This window comes from Bacillus sp. HMA207 (assembly GCF_003402455.1).
GTDB lineage: Bacteria > Bacillota > Bacilli > Bacillales > Bacillaceae_G > Bacillus_A > Bacillus_A cereus.
Map to the genome: position 1 here is coordinate 96,933 of NZ_BEZT01000001.1, position 20,020 is coordinate 116,952.

A 20,020-nucleotide genomic window follows, 5' to 3' on the forward strand; every position below is an offset into this window, starting at 1 on the left:
TGTATTTGTGAGAAATATGTGAATTTTATGTTTTGTGAAAAATCGATTGTGTTAACTTTCGTTCTTGTATTGCAGTTGTTATGCATGTAAAAATTTTATCAGTTCTTTATTTAATTCATCCGCTTGATCGATTGGTGAACCATGACCACTATTTGTAAGAGCATGTAACTGAGAATTTTTAATTCGTTGCTGCGTAAGCTCAGCACTTTTGTAAGGAATTAGTTGGTCGTGAACGCCGTGGAAGATTTTTGTTGGGACGTTAATTTTATTTAAATCTTTCGTTACATCTTCATTTGCAGCTGCTTGTAAAATTTTTATAAGGGCATAAGAAGCGGACTGCATACCGAGATAAGAAAACCATTCAAGGGTTGCAGCCCCTAAGTTTCTATTAAAAAAGGATAAAGATACATCATTTAAAAATTTTGGTAAATTAGCATACATTTGATTAATGAGAGCATCTGCTTGTTCTTTCGGTACACCGTAAGGGGACTCTTGATTTTTAACGAAAGAGGGGGAGACAGCGTCAATTAATGCGAGCTTAGAAATGCGGCGCCCATTATAGCGAGACATATAGCGAATAGAAAGAGCACCACCAACTGAGAAACCGACTAATGTAGCGTTCTCTACTTGAAGTGCTTCCAGAACAATTGCGATATCATCCGCTAATCGATCATACGTGTAACCAGTCCATGGCTTATCAGATTGTCCATTCCCTCGTATATCCATGGCGATACAGCGAAAGCCATGCTCTGGTAAAACATTGAGTTGATATTGGTACATTTGATGATTTAAAGGCCATCCGTGAACGAAGAAAACAGTCTTACTACCTGGCCCAGGATTAATGTCTTGCACAAAAATATGCACATCTTTCTCGACAGTAACAAACATAAATTTCCCCCTATTTTATGAATATGCTCTATCCCAAAAGCGTTGTTTTGTCATAGCTTTAATAAATTCATTTGCTAGCCTTGTAGGGTCTTGTTCTATTAAAATACCAGGCTTTCCTTCGATATTTAAAGATTGAATAATAGAAGAGCCGTTTTGGAAGGAGCCAATCGGCTTAAAGTGATTATATGATTCTACGACAAATGAACTTACTTTGTTAAGAAAATGATCATCCATCATAAAGGAGTGGTGAGCTTGTTAAGAAAATATCATTTACTTCCCACTGTCCATTTGGCGTTCCCTGCACTATGCCTAAGCGTTCGGAAACGATCACTGGCAGTTAAAGAGTTTTCATTGTTTGAAATTTTAACACCTGTATTTGTTGTCAGTTCCTTTCCTTCGTTTTCACGCGTAAAAGATTGGAGTTGTTCGGTCTTTTTATTTTTTTTGCCATCCATAAAAAACACCTCCCATAATATACGTATTAATGATCATAGATTTTATGCTCTGTATATAGTCTAAATATATTGCGTTTTTGGTACGATTTTCCTCAAATGTTCGATTTATCTTTGTTTGTCTATGAAAATCATTTATTATAATAAATGGTATTCTTCGAGATATTATTTTGAAGGGGTGTTGAAGTGAAAGAAAGTTTTCTATCATATAAAGAAGAAGAAAGAAATGCAAAAATCCTTTTATGGGTGTTATATGTCATTGTTATTGTATATCAAATTTTCTATGCAATCGTATTAGAAGATAAATCAATAATGGATAAGGGATATAATATAATATGGCAAGTTATTTGCGGAGTAGCAATACTGTGCGTGAATATATATTTAATGAAAAAAGAGAAGGCAAACCTTGTTAAATATGCATGGATATTTGCATACATAGGGATAGAACTCGCTAATATATTTTCGTATGTTTTTTATAATAAGGCGGCGTTTGATGCGACAAATATAATAGAAATTATTCTCATTTTCTTTGTACCTATATTTTTAAATAAAAAATTCTATGTGTTTTTACTTTCCTCTATTGTAGGAAAATATTTAATTTATTTATTTGTATTAGAGGAAGTAAAAGCATTTATGTTCCTTATTATGTATACACTTATGTTAATAGCTGCATATATCATTTTAAACCGATTTTTACAATATCTTTCAGCTGTAAAGGAAAGTATTGCGATTGCTAGTGAATCACAGAAATTAGCAGTAATCGGAAAAATGGCAGCGACGGTTGGACATGAAATTAAAAATCCACTTGCTTCATTAAAAGGATTTACGCAATTACAACGAGAGAAGCATGAAGAGGATCCTATTTATAAACGTATGATTTTTGAAATAGAAAATATGAATAATATGATAAGTGAGTTAATGGAAGTTGCTACATGCAAACCTTCTATTTATAAGAAACATGATGTAGGAAAAATTGTATTACAAGTAATAACAAGTCTTCGTGAAAAAATAGATGAATTAAACATTCAGTTTATTTCTAATGTGGAAGAAAAAACAATAGAAGTTGAATGTGATGAACGAAAAATAAGAGGAGTCTTTTTATATACGATAAAAAATGCTTTAGAGGCAATGGGACAAGGTGGCATATTACATTTACAATTAGAAAATAAAGGGAAAGAATATGTAATGATCAGTGTGATCGATAATGGTCATGGTATTAAGCAAGAAAACTTACCCCGTGTTACAGAGGCCTTTTATACAACGAAGCAAGATAAAATTGGTCTGGGACTGACGGTAGCGAATCGAATTGTCGCCGAGCACCTTGGTGAGTTGCATATTTCAAGTGAAAAAGATACTGGAACGAGAATAGACATCATTCTCCCAAGGAAGTGTGGAAATACTGAAATCCAAGTGGAAGAAAAGCTAGGAGTTACCATATGAATAAAGGCTATATATTTAAAAATGAAGAAATAAAGGCGCTGAAAGCATTTTTAAGTTTATTTTTTATTATATTTTTCGTATATGATCTTGCCTATGAATTTATCGTACCGTTAATCGGTGGAGAGCAAGAAGGTGTAGGAGAGTTTGAAGATGGTTTAGGTTTATGGCTTTACTTTTTGATGGTGGTATTGTTTTGCATTGGAATATACTTTATGAAATGGAAGAATGCTTTTGCGGTAAAGTATATTATTCTAATTGGCTATAATGTATTAGATTGTATCCATAACATTATGATTTATTATGGTAGCGATGCAGAATTTGACGGTGGAAATATAGTAGAAGGATTTTTTATTTTGTTTGCACCAATCTTTGTGAATAAAAGATATTTCTGGTTAGTTCCAGCGATACTTATCGGAAAGTATGCTCTTACAGGAATCATTATTCAATCTTCTCTCGTTTTAATCCCAATGGCATTATATAGCGTATTTACTATCATATGTTGGATTATATTTTTAAGGGTTCAGTCTTATGTTCGTACGCTTGAGATGATGGACAAAGAAATAAAACAGACAGAAAAACTAGCAGCTGTTGGAAAGATGGCAACGGTTATTGGTTATAAGATTAGAAGACCTTTAGCAAACTTAAAAAAACTTGTGAATAAACAAGCAGACAAGCATCCAGAGGATAAAATTTATAGTGATATTATGAAACAAGAAGTAGATCGGATTCATATAATTGCTACAGAACTTAGTGGATTTGAGAAATCTAAATCACTAGAATCAGAAACTCATAACATACAAGAAATTATTTCTTATGTTATTCGAGTTATGGAAAAGCCAGCTTTAAAACAAGGAGTCTACATACAAGGTATTTACAGTAAAGACTTACCATCAATTATATGTGATGAAAAACGATTAAAACAGGTCTTTTTTAATTTAATCAAAAATGCAATTGAAGCAATGTCAGTTGGCGGAACAATTACGATTAAAGTTACTGTAAAAGATGGAATCATCGTTCAAGTGAAAGATGAGGGATGCGGCATTCCGAAAGATAAAATTCCAAAGTTAAATGAAGCCTTTTATACAACGAAAGAAACAGGAACTGGTCTAGGTTTAGTAGTTACAGAAAAAATTATTAAAGACCACAACGGTAAAATGAGTTTTGAAAGTGAAGTTGGGGTTGGAACGACGGTTGAAGTTATGTTACCACTGCATTAACTACAAAAAACATCACTTATTTGGAAGTGATGTTTTTGTGTTCTTCTTAGGTAGACGTTCTAAAAAAGAGGACGATAACGAAAAATAATATATTGATAGTGTAAAAAGAAAATAATGGATGTTTTACTATGAAAAATATATAATGGCTTTGTCTGTTATTTGTTGTAGTTCATTTATATTTCTATTTGTTGACCCGAATTTCGGGTCTTTTTTTATGAAATGAATTGCTATATATCAGTAATTAGAAAAATAGAATATACAGCACTTGCAGCATGAATATAAAGAGCGGTTGTATCCTCCCCAAAAAATAGGTTTCCAGCTGTAATACTGGTAGCACCAGTAAAGTCGGTGCTATCAGTAGGTTCGTTTTTCGGCACAACGAAAGCATTTACGTAGGTACATGTGCTTTCTCATTTATCTATTTTTCTGTGGTCGATTTATTGTGTATATAAATTTAAAAAATGATAGTGTTAGAGCCACCATTTCTCCTGCGGAAGCAAAATAACATCCACATCAAAATTCTCTTTAAACCAATCATACATCAATGTCTCTTTCACTAAATATTCAGAGGCAGAGTGTGACACACCAATTAGAGACATATTCGTTTCTTTTACATAATCCATAATGAGCGAGTATTTATGTCTGCCGTAATTATTGTCGATATGGCAATGGATTTCTCCTGTAATATATGCTTCAGCACCTTTTTCTTCTGCTTCCTTCATTAAAGATACAACATCGCCACATCCAGCGATAATTGCGATTTTTTTGATGGAATCATGTCGTTTACCTTCGAAGTCTGTGTAAGGAATTTGGAAGAGTTGTTTTAGATGTTTTTGGAGTGCTTCTGTTGATGTTTCATCTATTTCACAAATAAGGCCAACTGGTTCTTGTTCTGGACCTCCATATGCAAAGTCGTCCACTACAGTAGCGTTTAATGCTTTTGCAATTGAAATACTCGTTCCATGTGTTTGATGAAAATCCATTGGTACGTGACATGTATATATAGAAAGTTGTTTTTCTTTTATTCCTTGCAAATATTTTTCAGGAATTGGTAAGAAACCGCGGCCTGATCTTCCAAGCGGATCACCGCACTCCATTACAAGGGGATGGTGCATAAAGAGTAAATCACCGGGTGTGGATTGTGAAATGAATGTTTCAAGAACGTCATCTGTAGGGAATACAGCTAAAAATACTTTGTTTACATTTTCAGATCCCTGCATCATAAGGCCGTTAAATAAATCTACAAAATTTGCTTCGAAAAATTGTTGCCAAGGAAATTTGATAGGATCATATACGGCTGGGATAAATCGACTAAAGGCACTATCTTTTCCGTATTTTTTAATTTGGAATAAGTGATCGAGTGATTGCTCTATTTTTTTTAAGGCTGGCATGTTTGATAATCCTCCTTAAGATGATTCTTGCTTTATGAGTTGTTTGTATTCTTCGTAGCAAAATAAGAAGCGGATAGGAAACAAATAAAACCTAGAATCCAGCTAATAGAAGGAGAATAGGGAAGTACATGCTGTAATAGCATTCCGCTAGAAATGAAGAAACTACTAAATACACCTAATAACATGGGATATCGTTGTAGTTTGAACACAGATAGTAAACATCCTTTCTCCTGCATGAACTACTCATAAAAGCTCGATTGCTGAAACTTTATCACATACATTGTATATTAGTCTTAATTTTCTGTATATAACTTTTAAGAAAAATGGTGATACAATATATGAATGATAAGAGAAGAGAGGATGAAGATTAACATATGTACGTTACTGTAACAGAAGCAGCATATAAAAAGATTATGGATACGATTCCAAGTGAAGCGAAATATATAAAGTTATTTTATGATAATGAAGGTTGCGGTTGTGTTATGAGCGGAATCATCGATTTAGTAGCTGTAGCAGAGAAAGATGAGCGCGATGTGGATATTGAATCAAGCACAATGAACTTTATCGCTGATCGTACAAAGCTTGTATTTATGGACGATAAGTTAACGGTTGATTGGCATGAAGGTGGAGGAACTTTTCAGTTGAAGAGCCCAAGCCAGTTTTATAATCCAAATATGAAATTACACGTTCGAGTATAGTAAAGGTGAGTCCAAAATGTATTTTGGACTCACTTTTTTTATTTTATAAGTCGCTATTATTGTCGATAAGTCGATATATTGAAAAAATCGCTGATATAAATGGAGTTGCGCTGATATATTTGGGAAATCGCCGATATAAATGGAGTTGCGCCGATATATTCAGAAAATCGCCGATATAATTTCATTTACCAAAACGTTTTATATAATAAAAAGATTTTTTCACATAATGAAATGTACATGTGATTGAATTTTCTGTATAATCTTCTTTGCGGAGGGGATACGCATGAGAAGATGGGGAATTGAGTTATTAATTTTAAGTGTTGTTATTATTTGGGGGATTAACTATACAATTGCGAAGTATGGACTTTTAGAATTTACAGCAATTGAGTTTACTGCACTTCGTATGATGGCGGCGGCACCGCTTCTGTTACTCCTTACCTTTTGTATTGAAAAGTCGGTTTATATGGAGCGAACGGATATACCTAGATTAATTATCGTTAGCGTTGTAGGTATTGTACTGTATCAAACGTTATTTATGGAAACTGTCAAATATACATCCGCTACAAATGCCTCTTTACTCATTTCTATTTCACCTATTTTTACAACTGCATTTGCGATTTTCTTGAAACAAGAAAAGTTTTCTTCTCGAAAGTTAATTGGTTCTATGACTGCCTTTGTTGGTGCAGCCTTAGTTTTAGTAGCAGGACATTCACTTACTAGTTCTTTTTATGGCAATGGAATTGGACTTATTACATCAATATGCTGGGGGCTTTATCCTGTTTTAGCAGGACCATTAATTAAAAAATATTCAGCATTACGTGTTACTGCATGGTCTGCATTAGTGGGTGCGATTCCGCTATTATTGTTAAGTGGTCCACATGTATTTGTCATGCCATTTCACATTACTCACGGAATGACACTATTTGCTTTACTATATTCTATTTTCTTTGTAACAGTATTCGGTTTAGTAATGTGGTATGTTGGTGTTCAAAAAATTGGGGCGTCACATACGATGGTATATATGTATATAACGCCGCTTGTAGCTGTTTTATTTGCAGCTGTCTGGGCAAATGAATATGTATCGTTTCAACAGATCATCGGTGGAATTATCATTTTTGTCGGTCTATGGTTTGTGAAATCGGAGAAAGTAAAAGTTCATTCTATTGCAGGGGAACCTATATCAAAATAGGAAAACAGATCACCTATGATCTGCTTTCCTATTTTTTTATTTTTGGTAAGAAGATGAGAAACAAGATAGCAGTAATAAGTGGAATTAAGTTTAAAAATGGAATACGGAAGAGTGTAATAAGAATAATACCTGGAAGAAGAACACCGAGGACAGCGTAAAAAATGCTATGATTTTTCGTGTACCAATACAATGAAAGTCCAATAAGTGCAGGGATAATGAGGTGAATGAGAGCCATTAAAAAATAAATCATTAGACGCCCCCTTTATTTGTGTGCTTATTACATCATATCCGTATGTTCATAGATTGATATCATTTTTTTCATAAATGGACGAAAAAAGTTTGAAAAACCGTCACAAAATATGAGAATATGATGTTTGAAATCTTGTATAATATTATTTTCTAAAAACATTTAAACAACATAAACATACTGTTTATGTTGTTTTTAATTTGAATGAAATGAATGTAAGGAATATGAATTTGAAAGAAATTTTTTGTTGGATAGATAAGAACGAATGAAGAGAGGTACAGCATGATTAGTATGTCACTAAGATCATTTAAAATCCAATCGTATTATATACTAGGTATTTTGTTACTAGGTTGGATGTTAACACCGTTTTCAGCACACTTTTTAGGCGCTGGAATTGGGCTTATTGTAAGTATGTATTGCGTTTGGCTTTTAGGCAGAAGAATTGAGAAGCTTGGAGATAGTATTGTAAAGAAGACGAAAGCACCGACACTCGGTATGTTTAACCGTTTTGCAGCTGCCATTTTGGGTGCTATTATTATGTACGAAATTGAGCACCACATGGTTATGTGGGCATTTGCAGTAGGGATTATGGGTGGGTATTTCTTAATCGTTGTGAATTTAGGTTACTATAGCATGAAAGATGAGAAAGAACTAACAAAGAGCTAAAAAGATAAAAGACTTCTTTTTAGATGGAATAGATGATCCAGTCACGAATAGAAGCGGTCAGGGCCTTTTTTAGCCCCATACGATGTGAAACCCGAGAGATGTAGTGAGTAGGGATATAATGTATATATTCGAAGCTGTAATTTTATAATCTAGGTCACAGATGAAGAGATTAGCGTTTCACTTTATATAAGATATAGAAAGAAGCTTACGTTTTCACGTAAGCTTCTTTTTTATGTAAGTGTGTGTAACCGTTAAGCCGCATTGGGTTTTGTCGGTGAGTACGCGAAACTTTACGGTTACACGACACTTATTCATATGAGTAAAGGGTTATTTCAACAGAAGTTTTAATTTAAGCGATTGGACCGCCTAAGTTAATAATGTCTTCAGATACGCTGTCGAATTTTTTGAAGTTAGCTTTGAATTCATTTGCAAGTTCGATTGCTTTTGCTTTGTAAGCAGCTTTATCAGCCCAAGTTTGTTCAGGCATTAACACTTCGTCAGGTACACCTGGTACGTGAAGTGGAACTTCAAGACCGAAGATATCATGTTTAGCTGTTTCAGTTTTCGCAAGTTCACCGTTTAATGCAGCTTGAATCATTGCACGAGTGTAACCTAAGTTCATACGTTTACCAACGCCGTATTCGCCACCAGTCCAGCCAGTGTTTACTAAGAATACTTTCGCATCATGTTTCTCGATTTTTTCACCAAGCATTTCAGCGTAGCGAGATGCATCAAGTGGTAAGAATGGTGAACCGAAGCAAGTTGAGAATGTAGCTTGCGGAGAAGTAACGCCGCGCTCTGTTCCTGCTAGTTTACTAGTGTAACCACTTAAGAAATGATACATAGCTTGCTCTTTTGATAACTTACTGATTGGAGGCAATACGCCAGATGCATCAGCAGTTAAGAAAATAATTGTATTTGGGTGTCCAGCAACACTTGGCAGTACGATATTGTCGATCGCATGCATAGGGTATGCAGCACGAGTATTTTCTGTTAAAGTAGTATCGTTGTAGTCCGCGATACGCGTTTGGTCATTAATGATAACGTTTTCTAAAACAGATCCAAATGTGATTGCATCGAAAATTTGTGGTTCTTTCTCGTGAGAAAGGTTTACACATTTCGCGTAGCAACCGCCTTCAATATTGAATACACCGTTATCAGACCAACCGTGCTCATCATCACCGATTAATTTACGGTTTGGATCAGCAGATAATGTTGTTTTACCTGTTCCAGATAAACCGAAGAATAGTGCTACGTCGCCTTCTTCACCTACGTTTGCAGAGCAATGCATAGAAAGAATATCTTGTTCAGGTAGTAAGAAGTTCATAATAGAGAAGATTGATTTTTTCATTTCTCCAGCGTATTCTGTACCACCAATTAGTACAATACGTTTTTCGAATGAAACCATAATGAATGCTTCAGAGTTTGTACCGTCAACAGCTGGATCAGCTTTGAAGTTCGGTGCAGAAACAATTGTGAACCCTGACTCATGAGTTGTTAATTCTTCTTCAGTTGGACGAATGAATAATTGATGTACAAATAAATTGTGCCATGCATATTCATTAATAACTTGAATTGGTAGGCGGTAATTGCGGTCAGCGCCTGCAAATCCTTTGAAGACGAATAACTCTTCTTTTTCTTTTAAGTATTCTAAAACTTTAGTATATAATTTATTAAAATGTTCTTCAGAAATCGGTTGGTTCACAGCTCCCCAAGCAATTTTGTCAGCAACCGATGCTTCTTTCACAATAAATTTATCTTTAGGAGAACGTCCTGTATATTTTCCAGTTGAAGCAGAAACGGCACCAGTAGAAGTTAATTTCCCTTCATTTCGCATTAATACTTTTTCCACTAATTGCGGAACACTTAGTTGAATCTGTGCATTGCTTCCGTTCAATAATTCGTGTAAACCAATTTGGACATTCACAGTACTCATATTTATATACCATCCTTTTCATTTAATGAAATATTTCTCGTAATCCCCAACAAGAGTATAACACAATTATATAAATAATGTATACTATTTATTTCTTTTTGTTTGTGTGAATGCATTATTTCCCTATTAATATTTCATTTCAGGCGTATTGAGAAAAACTTTCAGGAAAATGTGAATATTAATTGACAAATGAATATCATTTCTTTAGTATAGGTTGGGACGGATACTCTCTTATCCCGAGCTGGCGGAGGGACAGGCCCGATGAAGCCCAGCAACCTCACTTGTATTGATAAATGCAGGTGAATAGGTGCTAAAACCTGTGCGAGGCTACAGGTCTCGAACGATAAGAGCGAAGGGCAAAAAGCAGTATGCAAGTAGCAAATTAAACCTTTCCTCTATGTAAAGTAGGAAAGGTTTTTCTGTATGCTTGTGTGGGAGAATAAATGTATGTCGCAGTTTGTGGCAAATTAAGGATGAGTTCCGTACAATATATACAATTACTGTAGGGAGGTTTACCACATGACAAAAAAACGTCATCTGTTCACATCTGAGTCTGTAACTGAAGGACATCCAGATAAAATTTGTGACCAAATTTCTGATTCAATTTTAGATGCGATCTTATCAAAAGACGCAAATGCACGTGTAGCTTGTGAAACAACTGTAACAACTGGTTTAGTATTGGTAGCGGGGGAAATTACGACTTCTACTTACGTAGATATTCCAAAAATCGTTCGTGAAACAATTCAAGGCATTGGTTACACACGCGCAAAATACGGATTCGATGCAGAAACTTGTGCAGTTTTAACATCTATCGATGAGCAATCTGCTGACATCGCTATGGGTGTTGACCAAGCGCTAGAAGCACGCGAAGGTCAAATGACTGACGCTGAGATTGAGGCAATTGGTGCAGGAGACCAAGGTTTAATGTTTGGTTTCGCATGTAATGAAACACTAGAGTTAATGCCACTTCCAATCTCGCTTGCTCACAAATTAGCTCGCCGTTTAACTGAAGTACGTAAAGATGATACATTATCATACCTACGTCCGGATGGAAAAACGCAAGTTACAGTTGAGTATGATGAAAATGGTAAACCAGTACGTGTTGATACTATCGTAATTTCTACACAACATCACCCAGATGTTACATGGGAAGAAATCGATCGCGACTTAAAAGAGCACGTAATTAAAGCTGTAGTACCAGCAGAATTAATGGATGGAGAAACGAAATTCTTCATTAACCCAACTGGCCGCTTCGTAATTGGTGGACCACAAGGTGATGCTGGTTTAACAGGACGTAAAATCATCGTTGATACTTACGGTGGATACGCTCGCCACGGTGGCGGTGCATTCTCTGGTAAAGATGCAACGAAAGTTGACCGTTCTGCAGCATATGCAGCTCGTTATGTTGCGAAAAACATCGTAGCAGCTGGTCTTGCTGAAAAAGCAGAAGTACAACTTGCATACGCAATCGGTGTAGCACAACCAGTATCAATTTCAGTTGATACATTCGGCACTGGTAAAGTATCTGAAGACGTATTAGTAGAACTAGTTCGTAACAACTTCGATCTTCGCCCAGCTGGTATTATTAAAATGCTAGATTTACGTCGCCCAATTTACAAACAAACAGCAGCTTACGGCCACTTCGGACGTACTGATGTAGATCTATCATGGGAACGTACAGACAAAGCAGCAGCTTTAAAAGAGCAAGCTGGTCTATAATATATGAAAAAAAGCTTTGCGCGGTGAGCGCAAAGCTTTTTTTATTTATAATTACGTTGGAATAAAGCGAAGAGTTCAATGTCATGCCAATTGCCATTGCGGAATATAGCTTCTTTACAAGTTCCTTCATGTTGAAAACCGAGTGATTTATATAATTTAATTGCTCTATCGTTAAAAGAAAATACTCGTAAAGAAAGGCGATGTAAATTTAATTCTAAAAATGCATAATCCAATAATAAGGTGAAAGCTTCCTTCCCATAACCTTGCCCCCAGTAATCCTTGTTACCAATATCAATAATACATTCAGCGTTTCGGTTATACGAATCAATATGAATTAAAGAAGTAATACCAATTGAAAGATGCGTAGATTTTTCTTCAATGATATAGCTCTTAGAGTCCGCAGAATGAATAAATTGCTGGCAAAGTTTTTCTGTGTCTTGAAGGGAATATTTATCAAGAGTGAGAGTAGTTGAACTCATAACGTCTATATCATTATGCCATTTATAATATGTTAGAATATCATCTTCGGAAAACTTTCGTAACTGGATACGGTTTGATTTAAACAATGTAAGTCCTCCTTTTGTATTTCCTTTTCACATGATTTACAAAGGATTGGTTTCTTCTGGAACATATGTAATCAACCTTTCATTTGACGTGCTTTACCTGCGCAAAATGCACTGCTTAGTAAAAATAGTGTCGCGAATATAATGCTTACTAATGTAGCGTATGGAATTGCGCCTTTTAAGGAAAAGCCGACAGTGATTGAAGCGATGAATAAGAGGATAAATGTTGTTGTTAATTTTTTATAAAGTTCCATACTATGTAGACCTCCAATTTATTTTTTAGTACAAGTTTTAAAATTGAATTCTATTATGTAGAAAATATAAAGAGTAGCTAAAGATGTGTAGTCTAGGAGTATAAGAAAGTGCACTTTCCTTTTTGTGGGTTAGTATACTTATATTGTATCATGGCGCATGATTGGCTTCATACATAATTGTGTAAAGGTATGTATGATAAAATGAAGAAAAGTCTTTAAGAAAGGAAAGATAAAAAATGAGTGTAACTGAACATAAAAAACAAGCTCCAAAAGAAGTGCGTTGCAAGATCGTGACGATTTCCGATACACGTACGGAAGAAACAGATAAGAGCGGACAACTATTACATGAATTGTTAAAAGAAGCGGGACATAAAGTAACTTCTTATGAAATTGTAAAAGATGATAAAGAAAGTATCCAGCAAGCAGTGTTAGCTGGTTATCATAAGGAAGATGTAGATGTTATATTAACAAATGGCGGTACTGGTATTACGAAACGCGATGTCACAATTGAAGCAGTATCAGCGTTATTAGATAAAGAAATTGTTGGATTTGGTGAGCTGTTCCGTATGATTAGTTATTTAGAAGATATCGGAAGCAGCGCAATGTTAAGTAGAGCGATTGGTGGTACAATTGGGCGCAAAGTAGTCTTCTCGATGCCAGGGTCTAGCGGAGCGGTTCGCCTTGCGATGAATAAATTAATTTTACCGGAATTAGGTCATATTACATTTGAGCTGCATCGCCAATGAGTAAGTATGCTGGAATTGTATTAGCAGGTGGTATGTCGAGTAGATTCGGTGAGCCGAAAGCGTTAGCAATTTGGAAGGGAACTACTTTTGTTGAGCATATTGTGAAAGTGATGGGAAATACTTTGCAAGACATTGTAGTAATTAGCCATACTGATATAAAAGAGCGAGTAGAGCAATTCGTACAAGTACCTGTTATAGAAGACATTCCGCACTATAAAGGAAATGGACCGCTTGCCGGCATTGTATCAGGTATGGAATACATAGAAGCAGATTGGTATGCTATTATGCCTTGCGATGCGCCAAATGTTTCGCATGAATGGTTTACCATTTTACTGGAGCAAACGAACAATGAATATGATGCGGTTGTACCTATTATTAATGGAAGAAAACAACCGCTACTTGCGGCGTATCATAACCGCGTGAAAGAAAAGATTTATGCTTTACTTCAGGAAGAAAAAAGAAGTATGGGGCAGCTTTTATCACAATGTAATGTGAAGTATGTTTCTGGAGAAGATGTACAAGCGAATGCGGATTGGTTTATAAATGTAAATACGAAAGAAGAATATGGGCAGGCTCAAAAAGACCTTTCAAATGAATGAAAGGTTTTTTTGATATACAGAATTGGGGAACAATTGCTGTATAAAGGTATGTGAGTAAGTTGATTTTAAGGGGAATTCTTAAAATCATTATACAGTTAAAATACTGTATAACCATATATTAATTTTTATGGGTTTTTATTACAAGTCTGTTTAGTTATGTTTATTTTTGATATAATTAATATAGAAATAAAACAATGCTTAACCTTATGTATCATTTATTAAACTAAAATTTATGACCATGTAATAAACTCCCTTCGTTTTTTTGAAGGGAGTTTTTCTATTTAAGCAAGCAACTCTGATGCGTTATGCTGAAGGACTTCTTCATATTGGTTAAGCAAGCCACGAAAGATCTCATCCCAGCTCTTTGATTTCGCAAAAGATGAAGCTGCTATTCCCATCTGCTCAAGTTTTTCTTCATTTTGTAATAAAAAATAAATGGATGATAGAAATGCATCTTCATTTTTAGGCGGACAAAGAACTCCCGTTTTTCCATCTGTAATAATATTTTTAACCCCGCCACTATTTGCACCAATAACAGGTGTACCGCATGCGAGTGATTCAAGTACGACATTTCCGAATGTTTCAGTAGCTGATGGAAATACCATTATGTTAGAACAAGCATATGCTTCAGCTAAATCTGCACTTTGTAAATAGCCAGTAAAAGTGATATTTGTTTTCGGAACAGCTTCACGTAAACTTGTTGCTAGAGGACCGTCTCCTGCTATAAGCCAATGAATGTCGCTTCGAGTATGTGCTGATTTAACGATAAGATTTTGCAACGTATCAATATCTTTCTCAGGAGCAATCCGTCCAACATAGGAAAGGACGTACTTCGCTGTAATATTATATTTTTTTCGGAATAGGTCTGTATTGTAAGATGGATGAAAGAGATTGCAATCTACACCACGTCCCCAAATAGAGAGGGCCTGAAAGCCTTTATGTTTTAATTGATGTAATGTTTCAGGAGAGGGTACAAAATTTTTTTGCATATGACTATGAAACCATTTTAAATAGTTCCACAGCATATTGGAGAGGAATTCGATTTTGTAATAACGTAAATAGGCATCGAAATCAGTATGATAAGAACCGACAACTGGGATGTTTAACTTTTTTGCATAATACAATCCACAAAGTCCCATGTTGAAAGGTGTGGCAATGTGAATAATGTCAGGTTTAAAGGAAAGTAGTTCCCGTTTAATGCGCGGAGTAGGAAAAGAAAAACGACATTCTGGATATAATATTGTTAACGGGATACTTCTCATCTTATTCACATTCGCTACAAAATTATCTTCAGCTGTATGCTGAGGGGCAAAAACAGAATAGGCGATCTGTTCTTTCTGAAAATATCGTGTTAATCGCTCTAACGTTTTCGCAACCCCGTTAACTTGTGGCGTAAAAGTATCGGTAAAAATGGCGACTCTCATCATATCACTCCTTTATGTGAAAAGTGGGATGAATTGATAAAAAGAGATGATGCCAGAGCAAGTGCCAAGGCACATACCGACGAATACATCTGACGGATAGTGAAGTCCTAAATAAATACGTGAAATACCAACGCATAATGCTAACGGTAATAGGAAAGCAAGTAAGCTTGGATTATAGCAAATAAATGGAATGAAGACAGAGAAAACGGCTGTTGTATGACCAGACGGGAAAGAGTGGTCTTTTAATGGATGGACTGGATATTTTGCATCCTGAATTGTTAAATAAGGACGTTTTCGTGGATACCATCTTTTTAATATTTGTACAGGAATATGGCTAATTGCTAAAGAAATAGCAGTTGCAATTGCAGCTTGATGCAAAGTTCCCTTTGCGAAAATCAAAAAGAAAAGTGTGAGTGCGATGGAGAAAGTCGCGCCACCGATATGAGTAATATTGCTGAAAAAGATATTTAATGTTTTTTGATCAAAGTAGCGATTAATTCCTTTGAAAATGTAACATTCTATTTTATATAATCCACTGACCTTCATGAAAATTCTCCTCCCTCGTTTACATATATATGGAGATATTAGCTTTTATTTTAATAAGATTTTGTTGAGGGAGTAATAATGTTTTGTAAAGAAAAAGTTAGATTTTATATAAAAAAAGCTGCCAATCGTATGGCAGCGGAAATTTACTTCTGTAATGATTTATAATATTGACCTTTTTCAACGTATTGCGTGCGAATACGCTCCATATCTTTACGGTCTTCTGCTGTTAATTCACGAATGACTTTCGCGGGACGACCGAAAGCTAACGTGTTTGGTGGAATTTTCTTTCCTTGTGAAACGAGGCTTCCAGCGCCGATAAAAGCTCCTTCGCCAATTTCAGCACCATCTAATATAATGGATCCCATTCCAATTAAAGCATCTTTTTTAATATGACAACTATGTAAAATAACTTGATGCCCAACTGTAACATCATCTTCTAAGATAAGAGGATACTGAGGGCTTTGGTGGAGTGTACATTGGTCTTGTACATTTACTCGGTCTCCAATGATCGTTGGTGACACATCACCACGGATGACCGTATTAAACCAAATACTTGATTCCTCGCCAACGTAAACATCGCCTGTAATCGTAACATAGTCAGCGATAAAAGCACTACTCGCAATTTTCGGTTTTTTTTCTTTGTAAGGATATATCATGTAAAGTCTTCCTTTCCTAGAGACTAGTTTTAGTGTATCAAATTATGAGAAAGAGTGAAATGGAGGAGAGCCGTATGTGGAATTATGAAGCGGAGGAAGCAAAGGCTGTCATTGTTATTGTGCACGGCGCAATGGAATATCACGGACGTTACGAAGCCGTTGCGGAAATGTGGAATCATATCGGCTACCACGTCGTGATGGGGGATCTTCCGTCACATGGAACGACTTCAAGAAATAGAGGACATATTGATTCATTTGATGAATACATAGAGGAAGTTAAACTATGGGTGAAAGAAGCAAGAAAGTATAGGTTACCTATTTTTCTATTCGGTCATAGTATGGGTGGTCTTATTGTCATTCGTATGATGCAAGAAACGAAGAGAGAAGATGTAGAGGGTATTATTTTGAGTTCGCCTTGTTTAGGGGTAGTGACTGGACCCTCTGCTCCGCTTCAACTTGCTTCAAAAATATTAAATGTTGTGGCTCCAAAATTGCAATTTGCAACGAATCTTACGGTGGAAATGTCAACACGTAACCACGAAGTGAGAGATGCAATGGAGAATGATTCTTTGTTCTTGCGCAAAGTATCAGTACGTTGGTATAGTGAATTGATTAAGTCTATCGAAATTGCTCATAAAAAAATAGATGATTTTCCGGATGTTCCGCTCTTGCTAATGCAAGCTTGTGAGGATAAACTTGTAGATAAAACACGTGTCCGCACTTGGTTTGATAATGTTAAAATAAGTGATAAGGCTTTTAAAGAATGGCCGAATTGTTATCACGAGTTATTAAATGAGTATGAGCGTGATGAAATTTTGAGTTATATTCAGTCATTTACTGAAATGCATGTCAATAATATAGTAAAAACAAACAAATAAATCATTATTTGTACATTTAATAGAGGAGATGAAGGAAGAAGTGAACGTACCGAGTAATCCCATAACGCTCATGGCGAAAGTATACCGTGATGTGTTTCCGGTTGTACACCATGAGCTAGCGATGTGGAAAGAGCGTGCCTACCATATTCCGAATGATGAGCTTCATAGTCAGGCAATCGCAAGTATTGAGCATAAAACGTTTCATTGTGAGGGCGGTGGCATTTTAGCTCTGCTAGCAAATGAGCACCGAGAAGAATGTATTCGTTTTATCGTAGCGTATCAAACGATCAGCGACTATTTAGATAATTTATGTGATCGCAGTACATCACTTGATCCAAATGATTTTGCCGCACTGCATGAATCGATGTTAATGGCATTATCACCTGAAGTAGAAGGTGGCGGTAATTATTATCGTTATCGTGATGATCAAGATGATGGTGGTTATTTAGATGAACTTGTTGAAACATGCCAAGATGTTTTAAAGAAAACGAAGCACTATGACAAAATTGCTCCTGTTCTTCATGAACTTGCTTGTTATTATTGTGATTTGCAAATTCATAAACACGTGAAATTAGAAGAAAGAGAGCCGCGCCTGAAAAATTGGTTTGAAGCACATAAAGAAAACTTACCTGAGATGAGTTGGTTTGAATTTTCAGCATGTGCCGGTTCTACACTTGGAATTTTCTGTCTTGTCGCATATGCATTTCATGATGAGTTACATGATGAAGATATTGCGAAAATTAGACAAGGGTACTTCCCTTACGTACAAGGACTTCATATCTTACTTGATTATTTCATTGATCAAGAAGAAGACCGTATAGGCGGAGATTTGAATTTCTGTAGTTATTACGAAAACGAGCAAGCGATATTAGATCGGATGAAACACTTTGTAGAAGAAGCGGAGAAGAGCATTGGTGATTTGCCTCATGCGAAGTTTCATCGTCTCATAAGCCGAGGGTTACTTGGTATTTATTTATCAGATCAAAAAGTATCAGCACAAAAGAATATGCACAAAATGGCACGGCGCATTGTAAAGTACGGAGGCCTCACTTCACGCTTCTTCTATTGGAACGGGAAGATGTACCGAAAAAAAACAGCGCAGTGATGAAGAAAACCACTCATGTAGAGTGGTTTTCTTTTCATTATGATCGTATTTTTGAAAATACATATATAAGAAGTTCAATCGCAAAAATCACTAAAACAGATAGCCCGAATAAAGGCATGACAGCGCCTAGTATAACCATCATGATAAAGAAAACGATTATGCTTTTCTTATCTCTTTGCTTTGGTGGTGCTGCTAATTTTCCTTTCGGCTTCCTTGCTAACCACATTTTTATTCCGTAATAAATGAGAAGTAGTAGAGATAATGTCGTTAGTAAGCATAATATTTTATTTGGCCATCCGAATAAATGTCCTTCATGAAGTGGGATACCGTAAGTGAACCATTGTGCAAGTAATCCATAATCACGATAGTCCGTTTTGGAAATGAGTTCCCCGCTATATTGGTCAAAGTAAGCTGTTATCTCTTCATTTGGTGCAACATGCATACCTGTAATACCAGAACCGCTCGATTTTGAAACAGTGAATACACCTTTTGGATCAGCTGGTAGTGAAATAACATATGGCTTCTTTATTTCAATTCCTTTTTGTAATTCATGGACAGAAATTACTTTCGGTTCATTTGAATTCGATTCAGGAGGAGCTTCTTTTCTTGTTGCCCACGGCAATTCTTTTACCTTTGATTCAGGCGGTGCCATGTACAATTTTGGATATCCGAGTGATTCATTTGACGATGCAATTTTATAAATTTGATTCCCCATAAATCCTGACCATGGCAATCCAGATGCGACTAGCAGAAAGAGAGGAATTGTAAATATAATACCGATAATAGAATGACGTCTTTTTGCTTTTTCTCGCTTATTGGATGATGGTGTGTTTTTGAATTGGCGTATACTCATGTACAATCCGGTTATGATTAAAAAGATTGTCCAGCATGCCGCGAGTTCTACAGTATAGTTTACGACAGTGCCACCAACTAAAAGAGAACTATGTAATTCCCTCATTATATTGGCAAACGTTTCACTTGCATTTTGATCTCCAACAATTTGATTATTACTATCTAAATACACATATTTTTGTTGTCCAGTATACTCATTTGCAATCGTAAGTCTCGTATTATAATCCCCATTAAACTCACTAATTTTCGCCACGCTATAATGTGGATATTTTTTCTCTGTTAAGGAAATAGAATCAGACATCGAAATAGATTCTGTTTGAGCACTCTTCCCAAAATATAAATCTTTATAGATGAAATCTTCAACTTCCTCCCGAAATAAATACCCAATTCCGCTCAGTGACAACGTAATAAGAAGCGGCGTAATAAAAAGACCAGCATAAAAATGCCAACGCCAAAAAATGTAATGAAGCGAACGATTTACTTTCATACTTTCAGTTCCCCTAACCTTCCCTATATGAATAACTACTTATTTAATATAGCGAGATTAAGTGTGA

Annotated in this window: 23 protein-coding genes, 1 pseudogene and 1 riboswitch; of the genes and pseudogenes, 10 read left to right on the top strand and 14 right to left on the bottom strand. The window is 35.7% G+C overall.

The genetic code is table 11. The features are described from left to right. Positions 1-78 precede the first annotated feature (78 nt). From HMAS_RS00620 to HMAS_RS00630, 3 genes and pseudogenes are all read right to left on the bottom strand, one after another. Positions 79-888 (bottom strand): alpha/beta fold hydrolase, encoded by an 810-nt coding sequence (locus tag HMAS_RS00620; protein WP_000498260.1) that lies wholly within the window; start codon positions 886-888, stop codon positions 79-81. A gap of 15 nt (positions 889-903) precedes the next feature. Beyond that, positions 904-1,222: pseudogene (locus tag HMAS_RS00625) on the bottom strand (catalase); the annotation flags it as partial. Further along, entirely contained in the window at positions 1,155-1,343 is a 189-nt protein-coding gene (locus HMAS_RS00630) for a hypothetical protein (RefSeq protein WP_000348763.1), read from the bottom strand. The gene HMAS_RS00630 and the pseudogene HMAS_RS00625, both read right to left, overlap by 68 nt. 183 nt (positions 1,344-1,526) lie before the next feature. Here HMAS_RS00630 and HMAS_RS00635 point away from each other — a divergent pair, with 183 nt between their 5' ends. Both HMAS_RS00635 and HMAS_RS00640 read left to right on the top strand, forming a co-directional pair. After that, on the top strand, positions 1,527-2,780 hold the full coding sequence (locus HMAS_RS00635) for an ATP-binding protein (RefSeq protein ID WP_000664890.1): 1,254 nt from the start codon (positions 1,527-1,529) through the stop codon (positions 2,778-2,780). Continuing rightward, positions 2,777-3,997 carry an ATP-binding protein gene (locus HMAS_RS00640; protein ID WP_001032627.1) on the top strand — a complete coding sequence of 407 codons (1,221 nt, stop codon included), beginning with the start codon at positions 2,777-2,779 and terminating at the stop codon, positions 3,995-3,997. The genes HMAS_RS00635 and HMAS_RS00640 overlap by 4 nt, the downstream gene beginning before the upstream one ends. Positions 3,998-4,224: 227 nt before the next feature. On the opposite strand, the gene HMAS_RS27885 is transcribed toward HMAS_RS00640, so the two are convergent. The 3 genes from HMAS_RS27885 to HMAS_RS27890 form a co-directional block, all read right to left on the bottom strand. Then, positions 4,225-4,374, bottom strand: a complete 150-nt coding sequence (locus HMAS_RS27885) for a hypothetical protein (RefSeq protein ID WP_002024952.1) — start codon at positions 4,372-4,374, stop codon at positions 4,225-4,227. A 93-nt stretch (positions 4,375-4,467) separates the two neighbouring features. After that, positions 4,468-5,388, bottom strand: coding sequence for a Nif3-like dinuclear metal center hexameric protein (locus HMAS_RS00645; protein WP_044307038.1), 921 nt, complete (start codon positions 5,386-5,388; stop codon positions 4,468-4,470). 32 nt (positions 5,389-5,420) lie between these two features. After that, positions 5,421-5,624, bottom strand: a complete 204-nt coding sequence (locus HMAS_RS27890; RefSeq protein ID WP_033687452.1) for a hypothetical protein — start codon at positions 5,622-5,624, stop codon at positions 5,421-5,423. A gap of 138 nt (positions 5,625-5,762) precedes the next feature. On the opposite strand from HMAS_RS27890, the gene HMAS_RS00650 reads away from it, so the two are divergent. Together HMAS_RS00650 and HMAS_RS00660 are read left to right on the top strand one after the other, a co-directional pair. Further along, positions 5,763-6,086, top strand: a complete 324-nt coding sequence (locus HMAS_RS00650; RefSeq protein ID WP_000289570.1) for an iron-sulfur cluster biosynthesis family protein — start codon at positions 5,763-5,765, stop codon at positions 6,084-6,086. A 283-nt stretch (positions 6,087-6,369) separates the two neighbouring features. Next, positions 6,370-7,275: a DMT family transporter gene (locus HMAS_RS00660; RefSeq protein ID WP_001255411.1), complete on the top strand. Its 906-nt coding sequence runs from the start codon at positions 6,370-6,372 to the stop codon at positions 7,273-7,275. 28 nt (positions 7,276-7,303) lie between these two features. Here HMAS_RS00660 and HMAS_RS00665 read toward each other — a convergent pair whose 3' ends face one another. Further along, positions 7,304-7,525, bottom strand: coding sequence for a hypothetical protein (locus HMAS_RS00665; RefSeq protein WP_000639042.1), 222 nt, complete (start codon positions 7,523-7,525; stop codon positions 7,304-7,306). A gap of 279 nt (positions 7,526-7,804) precedes the next feature. On the opposite strand from HMAS_RS00665, the gene HMAS_RS00670 reads away from it, so the two are divergent. Beyond that, entirely contained in the window at positions 7,805-8,188 is a 384-nt protein-coding gene (locus HMAS_RS00670; protein ID WP_000624926.1) for an ATP synthase subunit I, read from the top strand. A gap of 349 nt (positions 8,189-8,537) precedes the next feature. Here the strand turns inward: HMAS_RS00670 and pckA are convergent, their stop codons facing one another. Further along, the gene (gene pckA, locus HMAS_RS00675) at positions 8,538-10,124 is read right to left on the bottom strand and encodes a phosphoenolpyruvate carboxykinase (ATP) (protein ID WP_000108815.1); all 1,587 of its coding nucleotides are present in this window, start codon (positions 10,122-10,124) and stop codon (positions 8,538-8,540) included. Between the two features lie 228 nt (positions 10,125-10,352). Beyond that, positions 10,353-10,474: riboswitch (SAM riboswitch) on the top strand. 169 nt (positions 10,475-10,643) lie between these two features. On the opposite strand from pckA, the gene metK reads away from it, so the two are divergent. Next, positions 10,644-11,843 (top strand): methionine adenosyltransferase, encoded by a 1,200-nt coding sequence (gene metK, locus HMAS_RS00680; protein ID WP_116344664.1) that lies wholly within the window; start codon positions 10,644-10,646, stop codon positions 11,841-11,843. Between the two features lie 41 nt (positions 11,844-11,884). On the opposite strand, the gene HMAS_RS00685 is transcribed toward metK, so the two are convergent. Both HMAS_RS00685 and HMAS_RS00690 read right to left on the bottom strand, forming a co-directional pair. Beyond that, entirely contained in the window at positions 11,885-12,409 is a 525-nt protein-coding gene (locus tag HMAS_RS00685) for a GNAT family N-acetyltransferase (protein WP_000477130.1), read from the bottom strand. Positions 12,410-12,480: 71 nt separating this feature from the next. Next, positions 12,481-12,660 carry a hypothetical protein gene (locus tag HMAS_RS00690; RefSeq protein WP_000424797.1) on the bottom strand — a complete coding sequence of 60 codons (180 nt, stop codon included), beginning with the start codon at positions 12,658-12,660 and terminating at the stop codon, positions 12,481-12,483. A 236-nt stretch (positions 12,661-12,896) separates the two neighbouring features. On the opposite strand from HMAS_RS00690, the gene HMAS_RS00695 reads away from it, so the two are divergent. Further along, the gene (locus HMAS_RS00695; RefSeq protein ID WP_000117123.1) at positions 12,897-13,406 is read left to right on the top strand and encodes a MogA/MoaB family molybdenum cofactor biosynthesis protein; all 510 of its coding nucleotides are present in this window, start codon (positions 12,897-12,899) and stop codon (positions 13,404-13,406) included. Further along, positions 13,403-14,005 (top strand): molybdenum cofactor guanylyltransferase, encoded by a 603-nt coding sequence (locus HMAS_RS00700; protein WP_000049595.1) that lies wholly within the window; start codon positions 13,403-13,405, stop codon positions 14,003-14,005. The genes HMAS_RS00695 and HMAS_RS00700 overlap by 4 nt, the downstream gene beginning before the upstream one ends. Before the next feature lie 281 nt (positions 14,006-14,286). Here the strand turns inward: HMAS_RS00700 and HMAS_RS00705 are convergent, their stop codons facing one another. The 3 genes from HMAS_RS00705 to HMAS_RS00715 form a co-directional block, all read right to left on the bottom strand. Further along, positions 14,287-15,429 carry a glycosyltransferase family 4 protein gene (locus tag HMAS_RS00705; RefSeq protein WP_001261646.1) on the bottom strand — a complete coding sequence of 381 codons (1,143 nt, stop codon included), beginning with the start codon at positions 15,427-15,429 and terminating at the stop codon, positions 14,287-14,289. A gap of 12 nt (positions 15,430-15,441) precedes the next feature. Beyond that, positions 15,442-15,975, bottom strand: coding sequence for a phosphatase PAP2 family protein (locus HMAS_RS00710; protein WP_000868582.1), 534 nt, complete (start codon positions 15,973-15,975; stop codon positions 15,442-15,444). 143 nt (positions 15,976-16,118) lie between these two features. Further along, the gene (locus HMAS_RS00715) at positions 16,119-16,631 is read right to left on the bottom strand and encodes a gamma carbonic anhydrase family protein (RefSeq protein WP_000640188.1); all 513 of its coding nucleotides are present in this window, start codon (positions 16,629-16,631) and stop codon (positions 16,119-16,121) included. 74 nt (positions 16,632-16,705) lie between these two features. On the opposite strand from HMAS_RS00715, the gene HMAS_RS00720 reads away from it, so the two are divergent. Together HMAS_RS00720 and HMAS_RS00725 are read left to right on the top strand one after the other, a co-directional pair. Next, positions 16,706-17,509, top strand: coding sequence for an alpha/beta hydrolase (locus tag HMAS_RS00720; protein ID WP_044307041.1), 804 nt, complete (start codon positions 16,706-16,708; stop codon positions 17,507-17,509). A gap of 40 nt (positions 17,510-17,549) precedes the next feature. Then, positions 17,550-18,614 carry a tetraprenyl-beta-curcumene synthase family protein gene (locus HMAS_RS00725; protein WP_001102461.1) on the top strand — a complete coding sequence of 355 codons (1,065 nt, stop codon included), beginning with the start codon at positions 17,550-17,552 and terminating at the stop codon, positions 18,612-18,614. Between the two features lie 37 nt (positions 18,615-18,651). On the opposite strand, the gene HMAS_RS00730 is transcribed toward HMAS_RS00725, so the two are convergent. Then, complete coding sequence (locus tag HMAS_RS00730) at positions 18,652-19,953, bottom strand: PepSY-associated TM helix domain-containing protein (RefSeq protein WP_046393039.1); 1,302 nt, start codon at positions 19,951-19,953, stop codon at positions 18,652-18,654. Between the last annotated feature and the right edge of the window lie 67 nt (positions 19,954-20,020).